The sequence below is a fragment of the Zoogloea ramigera genome (genome assembly GCF_006539865.1).
Taxonomy (GTDB): domain Bacteria; phylum Pseudomonadota; class Gammaproteobacteria; order Burkholderiales; family Rhodocyclaceae; genus Zoogloea; species Zoogloea ramigera.
The window spans coordinates 1-21,287 of the sequence record NZ_BJNV01000052.1; the positions used below are offsets into that span (position 1 = coordinate 1).

22 protein-coding genes are annotated in these 21,287 nt (G+C 67.5%); 14 read left to right on the forward strand and 8 right to left on the reverse strand.

What is annotated here, in order from left to right; all coding sequences use genetic code 11:
• Nucleotides 1-26 precede the first annotated feature (26 nt).
• The 4 genes from ZRA01_RS14185 to ZRA01_RS14200 all read right to left on the reverse strand — a co-directional run bounded on the left by ZRA01_RS14185 (nucleotide 27) and on the right by ZRA01_RS14200 (nucleotide 3,990).
• Entirely contained in the window at nucleotides 27-512 is a 486-nt protein-coding gene (locus ZRA01_RS14185) for an adenylyltransferase/cytidyltransferase family protein (RefSeq protein ID WP_141353325.1), read from the reverse strand.
• An 86-nt stretch (nucleotides 513-598) separates the two neighbouring features.
• The gene (gene clsB, locus ZRA01_RS14190; protein WP_174851622.1) at nucleotides 599-1,759 is read right to left on the reverse strand and encodes a cardiolipin synthase ClsB; all 1,161 of its coding nucleotides are present in this window, start codon (nucleotides 1,757-1,759) and stop codon (nucleotides 599-601) included.
• Nucleotides 1,760-1,763: 4 nt separating this feature from the next.
• On the reverse strand, nucleotides 1,764-2,513 hold the full coding sequence (locus tag ZRA01_RS14195) for an endonuclease/exonuclease/phosphatase family protein (protein WP_141353327.1): 750 nt from the start codon (nucleotides 2,511-2,513) through the stop codon (nucleotides 1,764-1,766).
• 1,009 nt (nucleotides 2,514-3,522) lie between these two features.
• Nucleotides 3,523-3,990 (reverse strand): hypothetical protein, encoded by a 468-nt coding sequence (locus ZRA01_RS14200; RefSeq protein ID WP_141353329.1) that lies wholly within the window; start codon nucleotides 3,988-3,990, stop codon nucleotides 3,523-3,525.
• A gap of 754 nt (nucleotides 3,991-4,744) precedes the next feature.
• Between ZRA01_RS14200 and ZRA01_RS14205 the strand changes: the two genes are divergently transcribed.
• A complete protein-coding gene (locus ZRA01_RS14205; protein ID WP_141353331.1) occupies nucleotides 4,745-5,077 on the forward strand; it encodes a hypothetical protein in 333 nt (110 codons plus the stop codon).
• Nucleotides 5,078-5,191: 114 nt separating this feature from the next.
• Here the strand turns inward: ZRA01_RS14205 and nadA are convergent, their stop codons facing one another.
• Nucleotides 5,192-6,292, reverse strand: coding sequence for a quinolinate synthase NadA (nadA, locus tag ZRA01_RS14210; RefSeq protein ID WP_141353333.1), 1,101 nt, complete (start codon nucleotides 6,290-6,292; stop codon nucleotides 5,192-5,194).
• Nucleotides 6,293-6,314: 22 nt separating this feature from the next.
• Nucleotides 6,315-6,767: a rhodanese-like domain-containing protein gene (locus ZRA01_RS14215; RefSeq protein ID WP_141353335.1), complete on the reverse strand. Its 453-nt coding sequence runs from the start codon at nucleotides 6,765-6,767 to the stop codon at nucleotides 6,315-6,317.
• Nucleotides 6,768-6,830: 63 nt separating this feature from the next.
• Between ZRA01_RS14215 and ZRA01_RS14220 the strand changes: the two genes are divergently transcribed.
• From ZRA01_RS14220 to yacG, 11 genes are all read left to right on the forward strand, one after another.
• A complete protein-coding gene (locus tag ZRA01_RS14220) occupies nucleotides 6,831-8,006 on the forward strand; it encodes a cation diffusion facilitator family transporter (protein WP_141353337.1) in 1,176 nt (391 codons plus the stop codon).
• 203 nt (nucleotides 8,007-8,209) lie between these two features.
• Nucleotides 8,210-9,619 (forward strand): type I glutamate--ammonia ligase, encoded by a 1,410-nt coding sequence (glnA, locus tag ZRA01_RS14225; protein ID WP_141353339.1) that lies wholly within the window; start codon nucleotides 8,210-8,212, stop codon nucleotides 9,617-9,619.
• A gap of 159 nt (nucleotides 9,620-9,778) precedes the next feature.
• Nucleotides 9,779-10,276 carry a DUF4124 domain-containing protein gene (locus ZRA01_RS14230; protein WP_141353341.1) on the forward strand — a complete coding sequence of 166 codons (498 nt, stop codon included), beginning with the start codon at nucleotides 9,779-9,781 and terminating at the stop codon, nucleotides 10,274-10,276.
• Nucleotides 10,277-10,338: 62 nt separating this feature from the next.
• Nucleotides 10,339-11,412, forward strand: coding sequence for a nitrogen regulation protein NR(II) (gene glnL / locus ZRA01_RS14235; RefSeq protein ID WP_141353343.1), 1,074 nt, complete (start codon nucleotides 10,339-10,341; stop codon nucleotides 11,410-11,412).
• Between the two features lie 84 nt (nucleotides 11,413-11,496).
• Entirely contained in the window at nucleotides 11,497-12,900 is a 1,404-nt protein-coding gene (ntrC, locus tag ZRA01_RS14240) for a nitrogen regulation protein NR(I) (protein WP_141353345.1), read from the forward strand.
• A gap of 124 nt (nucleotides 12,901-13,024) precedes the next feature.
• A complete protein-coding gene (locus tag ZRA01_RS14245; RefSeq protein ID WP_174851623.1) occupies nucleotides 13,025-13,828 on the forward strand; it encodes a biotin--[acetyl-CoA-carboxylase] ligase in 804 nt (267 codons plus the stop codon).
• Nucleotides 13,828-14,547, forward strand: a complete 720-nt coding sequence (locus ZRA01_RS14250; protein WP_141353349.1) for a type III pantothenate kinase — start codon at nucleotides 13,828-13,830, stop codon at nucleotides 14,545-14,547. Before ZRA01_RS14245 ends, ZRA01_RS14250 begins: the two co-directional genes overlap by 1 nt.
• Before the next feature lie 74 nt (nucleotides 14,548-14,621).
• Complete coding sequence (locus tag ZRA01_RS14255; RefSeq protein WP_141353351.1) at nucleotides 14,622-15,374, forward strand: SPOR domain-containing protein; 753 nt, start codon at nucleotides 14,622-14,624, stop codon at nucleotides 15,372-15,374.
• Nucleotides 15,371-15,994, forward strand: coding sequence for a dephospho-CoA kinase (gene coaE / locus ZRA01_RS14260; protein ID WP_174851624.1), 624 nt, complete (start codon nucleotides 15,371-15,373; stop codon nucleotides 15,992-15,994). The genes ZRA01_RS14255 and coaE overlap by 4 nt, the downstream gene beginning before the upstream one ends.
• 67 nt (nucleotides 15,995-16,061) lie before the next feature.
• Entirely contained in the window at nucleotides 16,062-16,817 is a 756-nt protein-coding gene (gene zapD / locus ZRA01_RS14265; protein WP_141353355.1) for a cell division protein ZapD, read from the forward strand.
• On the forward strand, nucleotides 16,814-17,020 hold the full coding sequence (yacG, locus tag ZRA01_RS14270; RefSeq protein WP_141353357.1) for a DNA gyrase inhibitor YacG: 207 nt from the start codon (nucleotides 16,814-16,816) through the stop codon (nucleotides 17,018-17,020). The genes zapD and yacG overlap by 4 nt, the downstream gene beginning before the upstream one ends.
• Nucleotides 17,021-17,071: 51 nt before the next feature.
• Here the strand turns inward: yacG and ZRA01_RS14275 are convergent, their stop codons facing one another.
• Both ZRA01_RS14275 and ZRA01_RS14280 read right to left on the reverse strand, forming a co-directional pair.
• On the reverse strand, nucleotides 17,072-18,010 hold the full coding sequence (locus ZRA01_RS14275) for a Nudix family hydrolase (protein ID WP_141353359.1): 939 nt from the start codon (nucleotides 18,008-18,010) through the stop codon (nucleotides 17,072-17,074).
• Nucleotides 18,007-18,870, reverse strand: coding sequence for an ATP-binding protein (locus ZRA01_RS14280; protein ID WP_141353361.1), 864 nt, complete (start codon nucleotides 18,868-18,870; stop codon nucleotides 18,007-18,009). Before ZRA01_RS14280 ends, ZRA01_RS14275 begins: the two co-directional genes overlap by 4 nt.
• A 190-nt stretch (nucleotides 18,871-19,060) precedes the next feature.
• Between ZRA01_RS14280 and mltA the strand changes: the two genes are divergently transcribed.
• Both mltA and ZRA01_RS14290 read left to right on the forward strand, forming a co-directional pair.
• A complete protein-coding gene (gene mltA, locus ZRA01_RS14285) occupies nucleotides 19,061-20,290 on the forward strand; it encodes a murein transglycosylase A (RefSeq protein WP_174851625.1) in 1,230 nt (409 codons plus the stop codon).
• Between the two features lie 131 nt (nucleotides 20,291-20,421).
• A complete protein-coding gene (locus ZRA01_RS14290; RefSeq protein ID WP_141353365.1) occupies nucleotides 20,422-21,270 on the forward strand; it encodes an EAL domain-containing protein in 849 nt (282 codons plus the stop codon).
• The last annotated feature ends 17 nt before the right edge of the window (nucleotides 21,271-21,287 follow it).

Below are 21,287 nucleotides of genomic sequence, written 5' to 3' on the forward strand. Positions count from 1 at the left end.
TGGGAGATGTGTGTAATGGGATGCTGTCAGAGCCGGCGGATCTTGTCGAGCAGCGAGGTCGTCGAGCGCTGGTGTTCGAAGGGGATGGAATGCACGGTGCCGCCGCGGGCCAGGGTTTCGGGCGCCCCGACGATGCGCTCGGGGGCCCAGTCGCCGCCCTTCACCAGCACGTCGGGCTGGCATTCGAGGATGCGGGCGATCGGGGTGTCCTCGTCGAACCAGGTGACGAGATCGACGCAGCCGAGCGCGGCCATCACCGCCAGGCGGTCGGCGAGGGGGTTGATGGGGCGGTCATCGCCCTTGCCCTGGCGGCGCACGGAGGCGTCGCTGTTGAGGGCGACGACCATCGCGGCGCCGAGCGCGCGGGCCTGGCCGAGGTAAGTGACGTGGCCCCGGTGCAGGATGTCGAAACAGCCGTTGGTGAACACCAGCGGGCGCGGCAGGGCGGCGATGCGCTGGCGCAGGGCCTCGGGAGGGCAGATCTTGGCTTCGAAGTCGGGAGTGGGGTACATGGTGGGGAGTGGGGAGTGGGGAGTGGGAGGTGGGAAGTCAGGGGATTTTCCCATTTCCCATCCCCCGTTTCCTACTTTCCACGCTTTCAGTGCCGGTTGCCGTAGCCGGCGATACCTATCATCAGGCGCACCAGCCCATACGCGCCCCAGTTGAGGATGCGCTGCAGGCGGGGGCCGCGTTGCCAGGCGTCGGGGGAGATCTCGCGGGCGCCGGCGGTGATGGCCCGCTCGAGACGCCATTTGAGGTGGGCCGCAAAGCCCGGGTTGCGGACGAAGACGTTGGCCTCCCGGGCCAGCAGCAGGCTGAACGGGTCGATGTTGGACGAGCCGACGGTGGCCCAGTGTTCGTCGACGACCGCCACCTTGGCGTGCAGATGGCTGCGGTGGTATTCGAAGATTCGCACGCCGTGGGCGAGAAACTGGCCGTAGAGGGCGCGGGTGGCGTATTGCTGCAGGGGGTGGTCGGTCCAGCCTTGCGTGAGCAGGGTGACCTGCACACCCCGCCGGCGGGCTTCCAGCAGCGCCTGGCGGAAGCGGCGCCCGGGCAGGAAATAGGCGTTGGCGAGGATGATCTCGCTGCGCGCCTCGGCGATGGCGGTGAGGTAGGCGTCCTCGATGTCGCGGCGGTGACGGAGGTTGTCGCGGATGAGGAAGCCGGCCTCGATGCCGCCATCCTCGGAGGCCGGTGGCAGGGGGGCGAAGCCCTGCGGATGGCGCCGCCGGAACGAGGCCCAGGCGACCAGCTGCCAGACGTGGGTGACGGTGCCGTGGATCGGCCGCACCAGCGGCCCTTCGATGCGCACCGAGTAGTCGAGGCGCGGGCCGGCGAAGCTGGGCTGGTCCAGGTCGCTGATGATGTTGATGCCGCCGACGAAGGCGAGCCGCCCGTCGATCACCGCGATCTTGCGGTGCAGGCGGCGCAGGCGATGGCGCCGCAGCGAGAGGGGCGCCACCTCGCGGCGGTAGATCTGCACATTGACGTCCGCCGCGTCGAGGGGCGCCTGCAGGTGCTCGACGAAGTCGCGGCCGCCGAAGCCGTCCACCAGCAGCCGCACGCACACGCCCCGGCCGGCGGCCCGGGAGAGGGCGGCGGCGATGCGGTGGCCGGTGTCGTCGTGGGCGAAGATGTAGGTCTCGAGGAAGATCTCGGTGGTGGCGCCGTCGATCGCCGTCTCGAGGGCCGGAAAGAACTCGGTGCCGTTCTCGAGCAGGGTGAGGGCGTTGCCGCGCAGCCAGGTGATGCCCATCGGCTCAGGCGCTGCGCAGGTGGGCGGTGAGGGCGGCGTGGTCGGAGATGCGGCTCCACGGCGGGCCGTAGTGCACCTCGGCCTTGTCGATGGCGAAACCCCGCACGTAGATGCGGTCGAGGCGCAGCACCGGCAGGGTGCTCGGGAAGCTGCGGGCGGGGCGGCCGCGCAGGGTGGTAAACACCTCGCTGAGGCCGAGGGGGCCGATGAGCTGGTCGTCGGCGTGGTTGCGCCAGTCGTTGAAGTCGCCGGCGATGATCAGCGGCGCGCCGTCGGGCGCGAGCTGGTCGAGGCGGGCGACGATGGCGGCCATCTGGCGGCGGCGGCTGCCAGCGGTGAGACCCAGGTGCACGCACACGCAATGCACCGGGCGCTCGATGCCGGCGATCTTGACCTCGCAGTGGAGCAGGCCGCGGCTCTCGAAGCGGTGGTCGGAGACGTCCTGATTGGCCTGGGACAGGATGGTGTGGCGGGACAGGATGGCGTTGCCGTGGTGGCCGTGGTCGTAGATCGCGTTGCCGCCGTAGGCGGTCTGCTGCCACACGTCGCGGGCGAGGAATTCGTGCTGGGGCTGGCCGGGCCAGTCGGCGTGGCGCTGGGCGTGGCGCAGGTGCAGGCCCTGGACTTCCTGCAGGAACACCACGTCGGCCCCCAGCAGGCGCAGCCGGTCGCGCAGGTCGTGGATGGCGAGCCGCCGGTTGAACTGGGAGAAGCCCTTGTGGATGTTGTAGGTGCAGATGCGCAGGGTGGTCATGGGGGGCTCCTTCTTCTACGTGCGTCATTCTGCACGTTTCGGCACGGGCGGGGACAGGCTGAAGCTTCGCGGAGGGATTCCTGTTTGTCGGCGCTGGCGCATGCAGGGCCGGCCCGGCGGTGGTCTACACCACCCCGCTCGATCCCGGTGGCGGCAGGCGAGGCGGGCGCTGGGGGCGTCGTGGCGGTCCCGATGCGTGTCCTGACGCCGGCGGGGATGTTCGCGCCGGTCTTTGCGGGGCTCGCGGCCATCGCCGGGCGTGTCGCGCCATGCCCGGAAGTGCTCCGCCGGGCTGGGCGGAGTGGGGTCTCCTATCGGCGAAGTGCTCGCGAGCAGCTCGCGGACAGGGGCTGCCTATCCGGTGGACAGGAGGGGCCTATCGGTTGGACAGGACGGCTCTATCGGAGAGACAGGGCTGGCCTATCCGCGGGACAGTGGAGCCCTATCAGTGAGACAGGCGGGGCCTGTCCGTTGGATAGGGCCGTCCTATACGAGATATAGGCTCGCCCTGTCGCAGGGATAGGCTGGAGCATCATTTTTGTGCTCGCGAGGGCTTCGCGGCATGGGGCATACCCCGCCGATGCCGCTCCACAGGATCGCCGGCAGGGGCGGCCGGGCAAAGGGGGGCATCGGCTGCACTTCCGGTAGAGCCGGTTGGGTGTATGGGGTGGTCGGCTGAGCCTCCGAGGGCGACGGCCGGGTGACACGGCGAGGTGCGTCGGCCGCGCTGCGGGTCGGGCGGGCTTCCGGCCAGGGGCTGAGGACGGCGGCGACTGGCGGAGGTGCCGCTCGGAAGGTAGGTCGGGTTAGCGCAGCGTAACCCGACAGTCCGGGCGGGAATGGCCTCCCGCCCGGGGGGTATGGTGTTGCGGCGTCTGGACTCGCCCTGTACCCGGTAAAGGCGTGGGCTTGGTGGCAAAGCTTGTTGTCGCTGGCGGCTTGCCCGGCCGGGCAAGCCCGCCCACGTGAACCGCCCGGCCCCCTTGCGGGGCGGGCCGTGGGCGGACGCTCAGGCGGCGGGATCGGCGGGTTTGCGTGACTTGCGGGCGAGGCGGGTCTTCATCGCCGCCTTGAGGGTGTCCAGGCCGGTGCCCTGGCCGATCACCTTGGTCAGCGCATAACCGTCGAGGGACGCGCTCAGGATGTCGCTGCCCAGGGCCAGCTCGGTGTCGTCAGCGCGGTCGGTGAGGGAACGCAGGCGCTGCAGGCGCGGCCGCAGCGTATCGAGGGTAGCGATGTCCTGCTGCAGCTCGGCCAGCTCGAAGTCCGGCGGCACCAGGCCGGCATTCTGGCGCAACACCAGCTCGGTCTGCCGGCAGAACACCTCGGAGCCGTCCCCCATCTTCAGCGCCTTGCGCCGCTGCACGGCGGTCAACGTGACCAGCTCGGCCAGGTTCTCCTCCAGCACCGCCAGCGCAGCATCCACAGCCTCGAGCTGGGCCGCACTGAATTCGAGAGAGACGAGATTCTGTTTCATGGGAAGGCTCCTGAATGATGTGGGAAAGGTCGCCGGATGTCGTTCGAGTGCACGGATGATGACGATGGCGACCGGAGGATGGTACAGGAGGTGGGATGCTGTGCAAATAAAATGTGGTGGGGGTGGGCTGCGGAGGTCGTGCTCAAGTTGGGTGGCTGGGGTCAGCCTATGGGGTGCCGCTTGCATTGGAGAGGGAAGTGGCGTTTAATCTAAGATGAATAGTCTAGTTGGCTTCTCTGGCTGGGGTTCTTGTCCTTAAATCGTTCTCGCAATTAATGAAGCGGGCGGGACGGAGACAAGGTAAAAACAGGTTGAGACAACACTCGAAAGTTGTACCGGAGGGCTTCAGGAGCCCAGAGGCTTCAGCTTGTAGAGAAATTCGTCTAGAGACAATAAAAACGGGGGAGTTTTTAAAAAACGCGCGAAAAAATCTTGAAAAGAGATCGTTAAAACAAAGTGTGGCATGTCAAACAGTGAGGGTATGAAAATGAGTCTCTATGTCTTCAAGGGTTTGTTTATGGCAAAAGGGAAAAAATGTCCTAAATGTGGCAGTTGGACGATGCACGAACAAAGGCCCGGGTATTGGTATTGTTCTAACTGCCAAGCTGCGACTTTTGGTAATTAATTGACCGAGCGCTGAAACAGGGGACCATGGGCTTTGCCTGTTGGTCCCCTCTGCGCTTTGAGTCGTGGTGTTTTGTGAGGTTGTCAGTAATTCATAGTCTTGGATATTTTTTATAATGGGGAGGTCTAGGTGGGAAAATATTTCAGCTTGCCTGACGCTTGGAGTGATCTTAAGAATAGTTTGGGTGCGGCAGAAACGGCGAAAAATATATTTGCGCTAGTCGGTAAGGGCGTCGCGAACGTAGCGGTTTTTGGTGTGACAGAGGTCGTTCCTGGCATGCTTAAGCAAGCAGCTCAGAATAATGTAAAAGCTTCTGAGGCTGCGTTGAAAAGAGCTGATTTGAGTGACGATGAAAGAGGAAAATTGGAGGAGGTGAATAGAAAGTCAAGGGAGCAGCTGGAGAAAATTGAAAAAAAGGAGCGGGAGGAGGCAGAGAGGGGCGAAAGGGGGGCTGAAAAGTAAGCGCAGATTTGGTCGTTCTTTGGGCGCATACCTTCTAACTTTAAGGGGATGCATGATGTGCCCATGAAAAACGGCGCCCGCGGGCGCCGTCTTGAGGGCTTGGTGTGATGCCGATCAGGACACCGCCAGCATCCGCTCCAGCGCCACCTTGGCCAGCGCGGCTTCGTGCTCGGGCACGCTGATGCGATTGACCACCTTGCCGTCGGCGAGGTTCTCGAGGGTCCAGGCCAGGTGCTGCGGGTCGATGCGCTGCATCGTCGAGCACATGCACACGGTGGGCGCCATGAACTGCACGATCTTGCCCTCGTGCTTCACCTCTTCGGCCAGGCGGTTCACCAGGTTGAGCTCGGTGCCCACCAGCCAGCGGGTGTTGGGCGCGGCGTTCTTGATGAGGTTGATGATGTACTCGGTGGAGCCCACGTAGTCGGACTGGCGGCACACCTCGAGGGCGCTCTCCGGGTGGGAGATGACGAAGCCGTCGGGGTACTGGTTGCGGAACTTGATGATGTGCGCCGGCTGGAACATCTGGTGCACCGAGCAGTGGCCCTTCCAGAGCAGGATCTTGGCCTTCTTGATCTGATCAAAGCTGAGGCCGCCGTATTCGAGGTCCGGGTCCCACACCACCATCTCGTCGAGCGGGATGCCCTTGTTGAAGCCGGTCCAGCGGCCCAGGTGCTGGTCGGGAAAGAACAGCACCTTCTCGCGCTGGGCGAAGGCCCAGTCGAGGATGGTGGGGGCGTTGGTGGAGGTGCACACGATGCCGCCGTGCTCGCCGCAGAAGGCCTTGAGGTCGGCGGCGGAGTTGATGTAGGTGACCGGCGTGATCAGGGCGTCGGGGGTTTCGAGCACCTCGGTTAGCTCGCGCCAGCAGCGCTCGACCTTGGCCAGGTTGGCCATGTCGGCCATCGAGCAGCCGGCGGCGAGGTCGGGCAGGATCGCCATCTGGTGGGGCTTGGACATGATGTCCGCCACCTCGGCCATGAAATGCACGCCGCAGAACACGATGTATTCGGCGTCGGTCTCAGCGGCGAGGCGGGACAGCTTCAGGGAGTCGCCGGTGAGGTCGGCGTACTGGTAAACATCGGCGCGCTGGTAGTGGTGGCACAGCAGCACGGCCTTGTCGCCGAGGCGGGCGCGGGCGGCGCGGATGCGCTCGTGGGCGTCGCCGTCGGTGAGGGCGTTGAAGCGATCGAAACTGATGGGGGCGGCTTGCATCTCTGGGGGAGTCCTGTTGTTGTCAGCCCTGGATCCAAGGCAGGCCGGCATGGCGCCAGCCCCCGACCTTGTTGCGGTGCCCGTTGGCGTCCTTGTCGCCTTCGAAGCCTTCCAGGATGTTGTAGGCGTTGGTGTAGCCTGCCGAGACGGCCAGGTTGGCGGCCGCATTGGAGCGCGCACCGCTGCGGCACAGGAACATCACCAGCGCTTCCGGGTCGATCTGGCGCTTGAACTGGGCCAGGAAGTGGGCGTTGGGCTCGTTGCCGGGGTAGAGCATCCATTCGATCTCGACGGCGCCGGGCACGCGGCCGACCCAGTCCCACTCGGCGCGGGTGCGCACATCCACGAGCTTGGCGCCGGGGGCGAGCTGCAGCACGTCCCAGGCTTCGCGGGGCGTCAGGGCGCCGGCGTAGGCGAGGTTCAGGCTACGGGCGCGTTCCTGCGCGAGGGCGAGGGTTTCGCTTAATTTTCCCATGGCGGGCATCCGGCTAGAATGGCGGGCTTGTGAGTATACCGCCGCCCCCAAGGGCCGCAAGTCATGTCTTTCGAAGCTTCCTCTCTCTCTTCCGAGGCGCCCCTCGACGCCGATCGGGCCCGCCAGGCCCAGCGGGCCACCTGGGTCAGCATCGCCATCAACGTGGTGCTGACGGTGTGCCAGATTGCGGTGGGCCTGTTTGCCCACGCCCAGAGCCTGGTGGCCGACGGGATGCACACCCTGTCCGACCTGCTGGGCGATTTCATGGTGATGTTCGCCAGCCGCCACGGCGCCAACCCGGCCGACGAGCGCCACCCCTACGGCCACGGCCGCTACGAGACGGCGGCGTCGATGGTGCTCGGGCTGATCCTGGCCGGCGTCGGCGCGGGTTTCCTGCTCACCGCCGGCGGGCGGCTGCAGAGCCTTGACGCGCTGCCCGAGCTGCATCCGGCGGCGCTGTGGATGGCGCTGGTCACGCTGGCCGGCAAGGAGGGCCTGTTTCGCTACATGCTCGCCGTGGCCCAGCGCCTGCGCTCGCCGATGCTGGTAGCCAATGCCTGGCACGCCCGGGCTGACGCGGCCTCGTCGCTGGTGGTGGCGGTGGGTATCGGCGGGAGCCTGCTCGGTTATCGCTTTCTCGAGCCGCTGGCGGCGGCGCTGGTGGGCTTCATGATCCTGCGGATGGGCGTGATGCTGGCCTACGAGGCGCTGCGCGAGCTGATCGACACCGGCGTCGACGCCGAGGAGGTGGCCCGGATCCGCGAGACCGTCACCGGCACCTGCGGGGTGCTCGACGTGCACGATCTGCGCACGCGCCGGATGGCTCACCGGGTGCTGGTGGATGCCCACGTGCGGGTCGACGCGCGGATCAGCGTCTCGGAGGGGCATCGCATCGCCGAGCTGGCGCGCCAGCGGGTGCGGGCCGGGCATCCCGAGGTGCTCGACGTGCTGGTGCATGTGGATACCGAGGCGGACGAAAGTGCGGTGGCCGATCACCGCCTGCCCGGGCGTGGTGCGCTGCTGGATGAACTCGAGGACATCCTCGGCGGCGGGGTGCCCCAGGCGGCGCCGGCGGTCTTTCATTATGTCGGCGGGCAGGTCGAGGCGGAGGTCTTCCTGCCGTTTGATTGGTGCGCCGACCTGGACCGGCTCGCGGCGTTGAACGCGCGGATTGCCGACCGGGTGGCGGGGTCGCCGCACTGGGGGCGGATCGCCCTGATGTGCCGGATAGCACCTTAGTGGTGCATCATGTTTGTTTTTGCACTATTTTGGTGCGTTTATTTTCCGGTCCGCCCCGCAAGATCCTTGTGGCACAATGAAGTGTTCGCCTGTAATAGCTGGCACGCTATCTGCTTGCTACGTCCGCAGGCTTGAAAATCGTAATCGTTGTCTCCAATCTTTATCCACTGCGCAGCAGATTCAACCCGTTAGGAGTGAGTTATATGACCCCGCAAGACGTCATGAAGATCGTCCAGGAAAACGAAGTCAAGTTTGTCGACTTCCGTTTTACCGACACCAAGGGCAAGGAACACCACGTTGGCGTGCCGGTCTCGGCGTTTGACGAAGACAAGTTCGAAAGCGGTCATGCCTTCGACGGCTCCTCCATTGCTGGCTGGAAGGGTATCCAGGCTTCCGACATGCTGCTGATGCCGGACCCGAGCACCGCCTACATCGACCCGTTCTTCGACGAGACCACCCTGGTCCTGTCCTGCGACGTGATCGACCCGGCCGACGGCAAGGGCTACGACCGCGACCCGCGCTCCATCGCCAACCGCGCCGAGGCCTACCTGAAGTCCTCCGGCATCGGCGACACCGCCTTCTTCGGTCCGGAACCCGAATTCTTCATCTTCGACTCCGTCGAGTGGAAGGTGAACATGTCCGGCGCGTACCACAAGATCTTCTCCGAAGAGGGTGCCTGGTCGTCCGACCAGAAGTTCGAAGGCGGCAACACCGGTTACCGCCCGGCCGTGAAGGGTGGCTACTTCCCCGTCCCGCCGGTCGACTCCTTCAACGACATGCGTGCCGCCATGTGTCTGGCCCTCGAGGCCTGCGGCGTGCCGGTTGAAGTGCACCACCACGAAGTGGCGACCGCCGGTCAGAACGAAATCGGCACCAAGTTCGACACCCTGGTGCGTCGTGCCGACCAGACCCAGATCACCAAGTACATCGTCCAGAACGTCGCCCACCAGTACGGCAAGACCGCGACCTTCATGCCGAAGCCCATCGTTGGCGACAACGGCTCGGGCATGCACGTGCACCAGTCGATCTGGAAGGACGGCAAGAACCTGTTCGCCGGCAACGGCTACGCCGGCCTGTCCGAGACCGCCCTGTACTACATCGGCGGCATCATCAAGCACGCCCGCGCGCTGAACGCCATCACCAACCCGCTGACCAACTCCTACAAGCGTCTGGTGCCGCACTACGAGGCCCCGGTCAAGCTGGCTTACTCCGCCAAGAACCGTTCGGCTTCCATCCGGATCCCGTTCGTGAACAGCGAGAAGGCCCGCCGTATCGAGACCCGCTTCCCGGATCCGGGTGCCAACCCCTACCTGTGCTTCGCCGCGCTGATGATGGCCGGCCTTGACGGCATCCAGAACAAGATCCACCCGGGCGACCCCGCCGACAAGAACCTCTACGACCTGCCGCCGGAAGAAGACGCGCTGATCCCGACCGTCTGCGCCAGCCTCGACGAAGCCCTGACTGCCCTCGACAATGACCGCGAGTTCCTGACCCGCGGCGGTGTCTTCAGCAACGACTTCATCGACTCCTTCATCGCCCTGAAGCAGGAAGAAGTGAACCGTCTGCGCATGGAAGTGCACCCGGTCGAGTTCGAGATGTACTACGCCATCTGATCTCCGATCGGAAGCCGGTCAGCTTGCTGGCCGGCCTGTGCGTTACGAAGGACGAGCCTCGGCTCGTCCTTTTTTGTTTGCCGAACGGTGCCGAACTGCCTTTGTCTTCCCCGGATGCGGCCCTTAAACTATTCGTGCCCTTGATCTACCGTGCCGACAATGAATCCACGACTTCTCCTGCTGCTGGCTGCGCTGTGCTGCTCCCCCCTGGCGAGGGCGGACATCTTCAAGTGTGTCGATGAAGCCGGTCATGTCACCTATACCAACAGCCGCGGCCCCGGGAAAGGCTGCACCACCCTGGCCCGCGACCAGGCCGTCTCCTCGGTGCCCGGCGGCAGCGGGCTGGCGCGCCCGGCGCCGGTGCTTGCGCCCCAAAGTGGTGCGTCGGCCGGTGCGGCTGGTTTTCCGCGCGTCGATTCGGGCACCCAGAAGGCGCGTGACGGGGATCGTCGGCGCATCCTCGACCAGGAGCTGAGCACCGAACAGCGCAGCCTGGACGCGGCCCGGCGCGAACTTGACGAGCAGGCGTCCGCGCGCAACGGCGCCGACCGCAATTCGGCGCGGGCGGCGGAGCGGCTCCAGCCCTTCCGCGACAAGGTTCAGCTCCATGAGCGCAATATCGAGGCCCTGCGGCGCGAAATCTCGAATCTGCGCTGAGCGCGGCGGCCCCTCTCCATCGAGGGGGCTGACATGGTCTGCTTCTTGCATTGGTCTGCGCTATGCAAAACGACCTGCCCGATACCGCCCCCTCAGCCTTTTCCGGTCTGGAGCTCCTGTCTTCGGCCGTGGTGCTGGTGGACGATCAGCTCGTGGTCCGCTACCTCAACCCCAGTGCCGAAAACCTGTTTGCGACGAGCAGCCGCAAGATCGTCGGCTATTCCCTCCGGCGTCTGCTCGGTGACCCCGCCGGCCTCGAGAGTGCGCTCAACAACGTCCTGCGTGACAACTGGAGCTACACCGGCCACAACCTGAAGGTGCTGCGTGCCGGCATGGAAACCCTGCACCTCGACTGCACCGTGACGCCGGTGGAAGTTGTCGATGCGCGCCTGCTGCTGGAGTTTCGCCCGATGGACGCCCAGCTGAAAGTTGCGCGGGAGGAGCAGCTGGCCCATCAGCAGCAGGCCAACCGGGAGCTCGTGCGCAATCTGGCCCACGAGATCAAGAACCCCCTCGGCGGCATCCGCGGCTCGGCCCAGCTCCTCGAGCGGGAGCTGGATGACACCCAGCTGCGCGAATATACCCAGGTGATCATTGCCGAGGCGGATCGCCTGCAGGAGCTGATGAGCCGGCTGCTCACCTCCCACCGCATGATGCAGCCCACCCAGCTCAACCTGCATGACGTCATCGAGCGGGTGCGGCGGCTGATCCTGGCCGAGTTCCCCTCCATCGAGGTGCGGCGCGACTACGACACCAGCCTTCCCTCCGTCACCGGTGACCGGGAGCAGCTCATCCAGGCGATCCTCAACGTTGCCCGCAACGCCGCCCAGGCCATGCAGGGCTGCGGCGAGATCGTGATGCGGACCCGGGCTGCACGCCAGGTCACGCTGGCCAAGCGCCGCTTCAAGCTGGCCGTCCAGCTGCAGGTGATCGACAACGGCCCCGGTATCCCCGACGACATCCGCGACCGGATCTTCTACCCGCTGGTGTCCGGGCGGGAAAACGGCAGCGGGCTGGGTTTGTCCCTGGCGCAGAGTTTCATCGAACAGCATCAAGGTGCGATCGAAGTTGAGTCCCGGCCCGGCCGGACCTGCTTCACGCTCTTCATTCCGATAACCCGGGACGCGGACGCGTGACCGATCGGGCTTTAGGCACCATAATGGTGCGCCCGCTTCCGCCGCGTCGCTCCTTCCCCATTTATTTGTGTGTGCGCAACCGACATGAATGCAGTCTGGATAGTTGACGACGATCGCTCGATCCGCTGGGTGCTTGAAAAAGCCCTCACGCGGGAAGAAATCCCATACAAGAGCTTCGGCTCGGCGGCCGAGGTGCTGGCGGCGCTGGACGGTGCCTGCCCGCCGCCCCGGGTGCTGGTGTCGGACATCCGGATGCCCGGCGAATCCGGGCTGTCGCTGCTCTCCAAGATCAAGGCGCGCTTCCCGCACATCCCGGTCATCATCATGACCGCCTACTCCGACCTCGACAGCGCGGTGGCGGCCTTCCAGGGCGGCGCCTTCGAATACCTGCCCAAGCCCTTCGACGTGGATCAGGCCGTCGAGCTGGTGCGGCGCGCCATCGAGGAGAGCGCCCACCAGGGCGGCGCGGTCGAAGAGCTCAGCTCGGTGCCCGAGATTCTCGGCCAGGCGCCGGCGATGCAGGAGGTCTTCCGCGCCATCGGCCGCCTGTCCCAGTCCCACGCCACGGTGCTCATCAACGGCGAGTCCGGCTCCGGCAAGGAGCTGGTGGCGCGGGCGCTGCACCGGCACAGCCCGCGGCGGGACGCGCCCTTCATTGCCATCAACACCGCCGCGATCCCCCGCGACCTGCTCGAATCCGAACTCTTCGGCCACGAGCGCGGGGCCTTCACCGGGGCCCAGGCCATGCGCCGGGGCCGTTTCGAGCAGGCCGAGGGCGGCACCCTTTTCCTCGACGAGATCGGCGACATGCCGGCCGAACTCCAGACCCGCCTGCTGCGGGTGCTGTCCGACAACAACTTCTATCGGGTCGGCGGCCACCAGCCGATCCGCGCCAACGTGCGGGTCATCGCGGCCACCCACCAGAACATGGAAGAGCGGGTGCGCCAGGGCTTGTTCCGGGAAGACCTGTTTCACCGGCTCAACGTGATCCGGCTGCGCCTGCCGCCGCTCCGTGAGCGGCGCGAGGACATCCCGACCCTCGCCAAACACTTCATCTCCCTGTCGGCCCAGGAGCTCGGCGTCGAGGCCAAACGCCTGTCGGAGGCGACCCTCAAGTACCTGCAGAGCCTGGATTTCCCCGGCAATGTGCGGCAGCTCGAAAACCTCTGCCACTGGCTCACCGTGATGGCGCCGGGGCAGACCGTCGAGGTGGCCGATCTGCCGCCCGAGCTCAAGGACCACCCCGTGCGCGACCAGCCGGCCAACTGGGGCGAGGCCCTGATGGCTGAGGTCGACCGGGTGCTGGCCCAGAGCCCGGGCGAAGTCTTCGACCTGCTCAACCGCGACTTCGAGCGCATCCTGATCCGGCGTGCCCTCAACGCCACCGGCGGGCGGCGCATCGAGGCGGCCCAGCTGCTCGGCATCGGCCGCAACACCATCACCCGCAAGATCCAGGAGCTCGGCCTCGAGGAGCCCGACCACGCCTGACCCGCGCGGTGCCGGCGGCCCGGCCGGTGTCCGGGTGGGCGTGGTTTTGGGTAAGACGCGCTCCCCAGGCCTGCCGCCATCCTCCATAATCGGCGCCTCGTCTCATTGCGCCGAGTGTTGAATCTTGGATCATCCCAAACTTGAAGCCCTCGACAGGGCTGCGGTGGCTGCCGCGCTGGGCGGCCTGGCCGCCGCGTTCTCCGTCGAAGTCCTGCCGGAGTGCGATTCCACCAACAGCCGCCTGCTGGCCGATCCGCCGCCCGACGACGGGCGCATTCCCGTGCTCGCCGCCGATCGGCAGACGGCCGGGCGCGGGCGGCGGGGGCGGGTGTGGCAATCCTGGCCGGGGGCCGGGCTGACCTTCTCGGTGTTGTGGCGCTTTGCCCCCGGCGCGCCGCTTCCGGGCGGCCTGTCGCTGGTGGTGGGGCTGGCGGTGGCGCGGGCGCTGGAAGAGCTCGGGGTCGAGGGCGTCCAGCTCAAGTGGCCCAACGATGTGCTCGTGAACGGCCACAAGATCGCCGGCATCCTGATCGAACTCGTCTCCGGCCGTGGCCAGCCACTGGCGGCGGTGATCGGCGTCGGTATCAACCTGCGTCTGCCGCCGGAGGCCGCCATCGAATCGCCCCTCGGGGTCACCGATCTGGCCCGTTGCCTTGACGCAACGCCGCCGGCCAGCCGGCTGCTTGGTCTGGTGCTGGCGCAGCTGCACCATTTTCTCGGCATCTGCGCCGCCGCCGGTTTCGAGAGCCTCCGGGGCGCCTGGCAGCAGCGCAATGCCTTTGCGGAGCTGCCGGTGCGCATTCTCGGCGAGGCCGAGCCGCTGGCCGGAATCTGTGCGGGGGTGGACGCCGACGGCGCGTTGCTGCTGCAGACACCGGACGGCCTGCGCCGGGTGCTGTCCGGCGACGTGTCCCTGAGAGCGGGCTGATGGATCTGCTGCTGGACGCCGGCAATACGCGGCTCAAGTGGGGCTTGCACGATGGAGCCGGCTGGCGCGGCCAGGGCGCGGTGGCCCTCGGGGCGCTCGACGAGCTGGCTGGCGTGCTGGAGGCCGCGGGCCCGATCCGGCGCGTCCTGGGGGCCAATGTGGCCGGCGCCGAGGTGGCGGCGCGGCTGGCCGGGCTCCTTGCCGGCCGGGCTCTGACGCCCCTCTGGATCGCGCCGACGGCGTCGGCCTTTGGTGTGCACAACCGCTACGTCGATCCGGCCCGCCTCGGGGCCGATCGCTGGGCTGCGCTGGTCGGCGCCCGGGCGCTCCACGGCGCTGCGGCGCTGGTGGTGACCTCCGGCACCGCCACCACCGCCGACGTGCTCGACGGCGAGGGCGTGTTCCAGGGCGGCGTGATCCTGCCGGGTCTCGACCTCATGCGCAGCTCGCTGGCCCGCGACACCGCCCAGCTCCCCTTTGCCGACGGGCGTTTCGAGCCGCTGCCACGGCGCACCGCCGACGCCATCGTGAGCGGCTGCCTGCACGCCCAGCTGGGTGCCATCGAGCGCATGTTCCGCCTGGTGGCGAGCCAGCCGGGGGCGGTCTGCCTGCTCAATGGTGGCGCAGCGGTCAGCCTCGCACCGCTGCTCGAGATCCCGCTGCGGCGCGTGGACAACCTGGTGCTCGAAGGCCTCGCCTGCATGCTGGCCGAATTGTGAGCCCGTGTGACGGCCTGCCTGCAGGGCCTTGGGACGCCTTTTCCAGTCGACCGTGATCGGTTAGTCTTGCGCCCATGGCCCAATTACGTGTAATCGTCATCGCGCTGGTGTTTGCCAACCTGCTTGCCCTGACCGTCTGGAAGGGTTGGATCGGTGGCGGGGGATACCCCGGCGAGCCGGAACGCCTGAGCAATCAGCTTAGCCCCGAGCGGATGCGTCTTGTCGCCGAGGTGCGGCCCGCCGCGCCTGCGCCGGTGGCTGTCGCGCCGGCGGCTCCGGTGCTTGTGACGCCTGCGGCGTCGGACACCCCTCCGCAGGGCGAGACGTCCCCTCAACCTGCAGCGCCCGCGCCGGTTCCCGAGACCTCGGCACCGCCGGGCTGCGTCGCCTTCGGTGGCGTGAGCGCCGCGCAGCTCGACGAGATCAAGGCCCGCAGCGCCGGTGCCGGGCCTGGCTTCAAGCTGACCGAGAGCCGCAGTGGCGCGGTCTCTTCCTGGTGGGTGCATGTCCCGTCCCTCGGCAGCAAGGAGGCGGCCGAGCGAAAGGCGGCCGAGATCCGCAAGCTCGGCGTGGATGACCTGTTCATCGTTCAAGACCCCGGGCCGGCGCAGTTTGCGATCTCCCTTGGGCTCTACAAGAACGAAGTCCAGGCCAACCGGTTGCTCGAAAGCCTGCGCGAGAAGGGTGTCCGCTCGGCCCAGGTGGCGGGCCGTGGCGCTTCGGTGCTGAGGGTCGAGCTGCGTGGCCCGAGCGACAGCCTGGCCACCCTCGCCAGCGATCTCTCCGAGCGCCTGCGTGGCGCGAACCGACTCGAGTGCAGCCCATGAGCGAGACCCCTTACGTCGTCGGCCTGACCGGCGGCATCGGCAGCGGCAAGAGCGCGGCCGCCGACCTCCTGGCCGCCCGTGGCGCGCTGGTGGTCGACACCGACCAGATCGCCCACCAGCTCACCGCCCCCGGCGGTGCGGCGATGGAGCCGATCCGCGAGGCCTTCGGCAATGGCGTGGTGGCGGCGGATGGCGCCCTCAATCGCCCGGCGATGCGCGCCCTGGCGTTTGAAGATCCCGATGCCCGCAAGCGCCTCGAGGCGATCCTGCACCCGATGATCCGCGCCGAGAGCGAGCGTCAGTGCCGTGCCGCCACGACTCCCTATGTGGTGCTGGTGGTGCCCTTGCTGATCGAATCCGGCACCTACCGGGAGCGGGTCCGGCGCCTCTGCGTGGTGGATTGCCCCGAGGACGTCCAGGTGCTGCGGGTGATGCAGCGCAGCGGCCTCGAGGAGCGCCAGGTGCGGGCCATCATGGCGGCCCAGGCGAGCCGGGCCGAGCGCCTGGCCGCAGCCGATGACGTGATCGACAACAGCGCTGGCTACGCAGAGCTCGCGGTCCAGGTGGAGCGCCTGCATGGGGCCTACCTGCGGCTGGCGTCGGAGGGCGGGGCCGTATGATATGATTCGCGCCGGTCGGACCGACGCCGGCCACTCAAATTCAACCCCTCCTCATTCAGGCGCGCGCGTGATCACCTACGAATATCCGCTCAACGAGAGGATCCGCACGCTTCTCCGCCTCGAGGGCCTGTTCGACAAAATAGCCCACTTCGTCCGCGCGACGGGCTCCCTCGAACATCATGTGGCCCTGGTAACCTTGTTCGAGATCCTCGAAGTGGCCAGCCGAGCCGACCTCAAGGTCGATCTGGTCCAGGAACTCGAGCGCCAGCGCCAGATCCTGCTGTCGTTCCGCAACAACCCGCAGATCTCCGAGGAAGCCTTGTCCGGCGCCCTCTACGAGATCGAGCAGGCGTCCGCCTCACTGCTGGCGATGGCCGGCAAGACGGGCCAGTATCTGCGCGAGAACGAGTGGCTGATGAACATCCGCAGCCGCGCTGCCATCCCCGGCGGTGCCTGCGAGTTCGACCTGCCGTCCTATCACCACTGGCTCAACCGGGATGTCGAGCTGCGTCGCCGCGACCTGATGGCCTGGATCCAGCCCCTGTTGCCGATCCGCGACGGCCTGGCGATCGTGCTGCGCCTGCTCCGGGCCAGCGGACGCCCTGAGCACCTGGTGGCTCCGCGCGGTGCATTCCAGCAGACCATGGGCGGCCGCAGCGCACAGATGATCCGTATCAGCCTCAGTGGCAGTGCCATGTGCGTGCCCGAGACCAGCGCCAACAAATACGCCCTCAACGTCCGTTTCATGCACGCCGAGACCGTGACCCGGCCGGGTCAGGTGGAGGTGGATGTGTCCTTCGAGCTGACCTTCTGCAACCTATGACCGATCAGCCCGCCAAGCCGCGCAAGGTGCGCTGCCCGACCTGCAGCACCGACGTGGTGTGGGGCCCCGAGAGCCCCTACCGCCCCTTTTGTTCCGACCGCTGCCGTTTGATCGACCTGGGCGCCTGGGCGTCCGACAAATACCGGGTCGAGGGTGAAACGCCCCTCGACGACGAGTCGGATCCGCTGCGGCGGCCTCACTGACCATCGCAAAAGCGGCCCGCGGGCCGCTTTTGTTTTGGGGCGCCGCGCCCTTCAGCTTTGCCAGAAGGCCCGGATGCCCGCCACACCGTGGGCGCCGGCCGCCTTGGCGCAGCCCAGGTCGCCGGCACCCAGGCCGCCCAGGGCGAAGACCGGCAGCGGCAGCCGGGCGATCATCTCGGTGAAGGCCGGCCAGCCCAGGGCGTTGCGCTCCGGGTGGCTGAGGGTCGGCTGGACCGCGCCGAGGAGGGCGTAATCCAGTTCGAGGCCGGCGGCTTTCTCCAAGTCGGCCCGGGTGTGGCAGGAGGCGCCGACCCATTCGAACTCGGGCCGGGCGGCCGCGCTTGCCAGGCTCCGGGCCGTCAGGTGCAGGCCGTCGGCGCCGATGCTGCGAGCCAGCGCCGGGTCGTCATTTACCATCACCAGTGCGCCGGTGGCGTGGCAGCGCTCGACGACGGCGCGGGCAAACGCTTCGCGCGGGCCCTCGGGCAGCGCCGGCTCGCGGATCTGCACGAGGCGCAGGCCGTCGGCAAGGGCCGCGTCGAGGCGCGCCAGCTGGGCGTCGATGCCGATCTCGCCGGCGTGGGTGATGCCGAACAGGCGCGGCAGGCGCAGGGCCTTCAGGATCGGGCCGTTGGCCGGCAGCATGGGGCCGACGTCCATCGCGTCGGCTTTCTGCCAGCTGAGGGCGGAATGCACCCGGTCGTGGATCTCGCCGCGCCAGGCGCTGACCTCGAAGAAATGCAGGCTGACGTGGGCGTGCTCGTACACATGCTCGCGGGTGATCCACGGGGTGGCCGCCTCCACCTGCATGCCGAGCTCCTCGTCGAGCTCGCGGATCAGGGCGTCCCGCGGGGTTTCGCCGGGCTCGACCTTGCCGCCGGGGAATTCCCAGTAGCCGGGGTAGAAGGTGTCGGGGGCGCGCTGGCCGAGCAGGAAGCTGCCGTCGGGGCGGGTGATCACCGCGGCGGCCACATGGACGATCTTCTTCATTCTGTGTAGTGCCCCGCGTAGTCCCGGGCGAACTGCCAGGCCACCCGGCCGCTGCGCGAGCCGCGCAGCAGCGCCCATTGGAGCGCCTCGCCGCGGGCGCCGGCAGTGGCTTCGGGCGGCACGCCGAATTCGGCGAGCCAGTGATTCACCACCTTCAGGTATTCGTCCTGGCTGAAGGGGTAGAACGAGATCCACAGGCCGAAGCGCTCGGAGAGGGAGATTTTCTCCTCAACCGCCTCGGCGGGGTGCACCTCGCCGTCGAGGTGCTTGGTGGCGGCGTTCTCGGCAAAGTATTCCGGCATCAGGTGGCGGCGGTTGGAGGTGGCGTAGATCAGCACGTTGTCGGGCACCGCCGCCAGCGAGCCGTCGAGGACGCTCTTGAGCGCCTTGTAGGCAGGCTCGCCGTCTTCAAAGGAGAGGTCGTCGGTGAACAGGATGAAGCGCTCGGGCCGGCCGTGGAGGAGCTCGACGATGTCGGGCAGGTCGATGAGGTCGTCCTTGTCCACCTCGATGAGGCGCAGGCCCTCGGTGGCGAACTCGGTGAGCAGGGCCTTCACCAGCGACGACTTGCCGGTGCCGCGGGCGCCCGTAAGGAGCACGTTGTTGGCACGCTTGCCGGCCAGGAACTGGCGGGTGTTGGCGACGATGCGGGCCTTCTTGTCGTCGATGTCCTGCAGGTCGCCCAGGCGGATCTGGTGGGGGCGGGGTACTGGCACCAGGGCCGCCGCGTTGTGTTTGCGGCGCCAGCGGAAGGCGGTGGATGCCGCCCAGTCGGGGGCGGTGGGCTCGGCCGGGAGCAGGCCTTCGAGGCGTTCGAGCAGGCGTTCGGCGCGGGCCAGGAATTGGTTGAGGTCAGTCATGGGGCGGGGCGTCCGTGTCTTTGTTCTTCGGGGCGCGCAGGGCCAGGCCAACGATGGCGAGCAGTACGGCGACGATGCCGAGTTCGAGGCCGATCAGCCACATGCGGTACTCCTTCGGTGGGCCCGGGCCGGCGTGGCGCTGGTTATACTCGGGCGGCTAATGATTGCCAGCCGCGAGTGTACCCCATCCATGTTTCCCGTTTTTCGTCCCGCCCATTCCGTACGCCTGATTCCTGCGCTCGCCGCGCTGCTCCTCGCCGCCTGCGCGACGGGGCCGCGGCCGGCCGTCGAGCCGCAGCCCCGCCCGGTGCCCGCGCCTTCGACGCAGCCGGCGCCGCCTGCAGGTGGCGCACCGGCGCCCCAGGCCCTGGCCCGTCCGCTGCAAGTGGCCAGCTGGGCCGACTTGCCCGGCTGGAGCGCCGATCGCCACGACGAGGCCTGGCCGGCCTTCATGGCATCGTGCCGCGCCCTGGCTCGTCAGCCGGTGTGGCAGCCCGTCTGCGAAGCTGCCCGCGGGCTGGGCGAGCGGCCGGGCGCCGCCACGGCGCGGGCCTTCTTCGAGGCGCGCCTGACGCCGTGGCGGGTGAGCAACGCCGATGGCAGCCGCGAGGGCCTCGTCACCGGTTACTACGAGCCCCTCATCAAGGGCAGCCGCAGCCGCTCCAAGGCTTACGCGTGGCCGGTGCTGGGGGTGCCGGATGATCTGCTGAACCTCGACATTTCGGAGGTCTATCCGGAGCTAAAAGGGCTGCGGGTGCGCGGCCGGCTGGTCGGCAACAAGGTGCTGCCGTATCACTCCCGCGCCGACATCGACCGGCTGAAGGAGCGCTTCGCCGGCAAGACGCTGCTGTACGCCGAGGACGCGGTGGAGCTGTTCTTCCTGCAGGTGCAGGGCTCTGGCCGCGTGCAGTTGCCCGACGGCAGCATCGTGCGCCTGGCCTACGCCGACACTAACGGCCACCCCTACCAGTCGATCGGCCGCTGGCTGGCCGACAAGGGCGAGCTGCGCGTCGAGCAGGCGTCGATGGAGGGCATCAAGAACTGGGCGCGGGCCAACCCGGGCCGCTTGCAGGAGATGCTCAACGCCAACCCGAGCTACATCTTCTTCCGCGAAGCGCCGGCCGGCAACGGTGGCCCGGTCGGGGCGCTCGGCCAGCCGCTCACCGAGGGGCGCAGCATGGCTGTGGACCCGCGCAGCATTCCGCTGGGGGCGCCGGTGTTTCTGGCGACGAGCCACCCGCGCAGCACCCAGCCGCTGCAGCGCCTGATGCTGGCGCAGGACACCGGCAGCGCGATCAAGGGCGGCGTGCGGGGCGACTTCTACTGGGGCTTCGGCGCCGAGGCTGGCGCGCTGGCCGGCCGCATGCGCCAGAAAGGGGAGATGTGGGTGCTGTGGCCGCGGGATCAGGTGCCGCGATAGCTTTTTTCAGCTAAATCGTAGTTTTGTAATAAGTTTTTCGTAAATTCATGGTTTGCCGACACGGCTCCTGCGGGTACCGTGCGAAGCTGGTGTCATTGCTTCCGACATCACCCCATTTACGGAGAACCATCGTGCCGCTCACCGAACTCGTCCATTACTTCAACAAGCGCCAGCGTCTGGCCCGGCCGGGGTACGACGAGGAGGGCTTCGAGATCGTCGATGGGCGGGTCCGCATGGGGTTTGCCGGCCGCGTCCTCGGGACCTTGTTCCAGCCAGTCATGGCGCCCGACGGTTTGGGGGTGATCGGCCATGAGGCGCAGCTGCAGGTGCTGGGTGACGACGCTGGGCGGGTGCCGGCCCAGGCGATCTTTCTCGAGGCCCGCGATGACGCGGAGCTGGTGCATCTGGACCGCAGGGTGCGCACACTGCATGCGCTCAATTTTCTGCTTGAGCGGGAGCAGCACGGGGGTTTCCTGTCCCTCAATGTGCACCCCCAGCTGATCAGTTCGGTGCCCGATCATCACGGCCACGTCTTCGAGGGCGTACTGGCCCGCTGCGGGTTGACGCCGGATCGCATCGTGCTGGAGCTCGCCGACGATGGCTTTGGCGAGGTCTCGCGGCTGGCGGTGGCCATCGCCGAGTACCGGGAGCGGGGCTACCGCGTGGCGATCGACAACTTCGGGCGTCACTCGGCCGACCTCGATCGGCTGGAGGCGCTGGCGCCGGACATCGTCAAGCTCGACCGCTGCCTGATCGGCCATTTCGGGCATCTGAGCCTGGCCAAGCGGGTGATGACCGAACTGGCCGCCGAGGCCCGTCGCCTTGGCCTGCAGCTCGGCATCCAGTGCATCGAAAACCCCCTGCAGCTGCAGGTGGCCCGGGAGGCGGGGGCGGACTGGCTGCAGGGGCATCTGCTGGGCCGCCCGGCCGAGGCCTGCCTGCCGATCGTCAGGCCGCGCCGGCCGCGGCGGGCGGCCTGAGCGCCATGTAAAACGCC

Bases quoted from the DNA above. Each gene is read 5' to 3' on its own strand.
- ZRA01_RS14220 (WP_141353337.1), top strand. From the start codon at position 6,831: ATGTCTTTCGAAGCTTCCTCTCTCTCTTCCGAGGCGCCCCTCGACGCC.
- yacG (WP_141353357.1), top strand. From the start codon at position 16,814: ATGACCGATCAGCCCGCCAAGCCGCGCAAGGTGCGCTGCCCGACCTGC.
- ntrC (WP_141353345.1), top strand. From the start codon at position 11,497: ATGAATGCAGTCTGGATAGTTGACGACGATCGCTCGATCCGCTGGGTG.
- ZRA01_RS14275 (WP_141353359.1), bottom strand. From the start codon at position 18,010: ATGAAGAAGATCGTCCATGTGGCCGCCGCGGTGATCACCCGCCCCGAC.
- glnA (WP_141353339.1), top strand. From the start codon at position 8,210: ATGACCCCGCAAGACGTCATGAAGATCGTCCAGGAAAACGAAGTCAAG.
- mltA (WP_174851625.1), top strand. From the start codon at position 19,061: ATGTTTCCCGTTTTTCGTCCCGCCCATTCCGTACGCCTGATTCCTGCG.
- ZRA01_RS14200 (WP_141353329.1), bottom strand. From the start codon at position 3,990: ATGAAACAGAATCTCGTCTCTCTCGAATTCAGTGCGGCCCAGCTCGAG.
- glnL (WP_141353343.1), top strand. From the start codon at position 10,339: ATGCAAAACGACCTGCCCGATACCGCCCCCTCAGCCTTTTCCGGTCTG.
- ZRA01_RS14230 (WP_141353341.1), top strand. From the start codon at position 9,779: ATGAATCCACGACTTCTCCTGCTGCTGGCTGCGCTGTGCTGCTCCCCC.
- ZRA01_RS14250 (WP_141353349.1), top strand. From the start codon at position 13,828: ATGGATCTGCTGCTGGACGCCGGCAATACGCGGCTCAAGTGGGGCTTG.
- nadA (WP_141353333.1), bottom strand. From the start codon at position 6,292: ATGCAAGCCGCCCCCATCAGTTTCGATCGCTTCAACGCCCTCACCGAC.
- ZRA01_RS14215 (WP_141353335.1), bottom strand. From the start codon at position 6,767: ATGGGAAAATTAAGCGAAACCCTCGCCCTCGCGCAGGAACGCGCCCGT.
- ZRA01_RS14185 (WP_141353325.1), bottom strand. From the start codon at position 512: ATGTACCCCACTCCCGACTTCGAAGCCAAGATCTGCCCTCCCGAGGCC.
- ZRA01_RS14280 (WP_141353361.1), bottom strand. From the start codon at position 18,870: ATGACTGACCTCAACCAATTCCTGGCCCGCGCCGAACGCCTGCTCGAA.
- ZRA01_RS14255 (WP_141353351.1), top strand. From the start codon at position 14,622: ATGGCCCAATTACGTGTAATCGTCATCGCGCTGGTGTTTGCCAACCTG.
- coaE (WP_174851624.1), top strand. From the start codon at position 15,371: ATGAGCGAGACCCCTTACGTCGTCGGCCTGACCGGCGGCATCGGCAGC.
- clsB (WP_174851622.1), bottom strand. From the start codon at position 1,759: ATGGGCATCACCTGGCTGCGCGGCAACGCCCTCACCCTGCTCGAGAAC.
- ZRA01_RS14195 (WP_141353327.1), bottom strand. From the start codon at position 2,513: ATGACCACCCTGCGCATCTGCACCTACAACATCCACAAGGGCTTCTCC.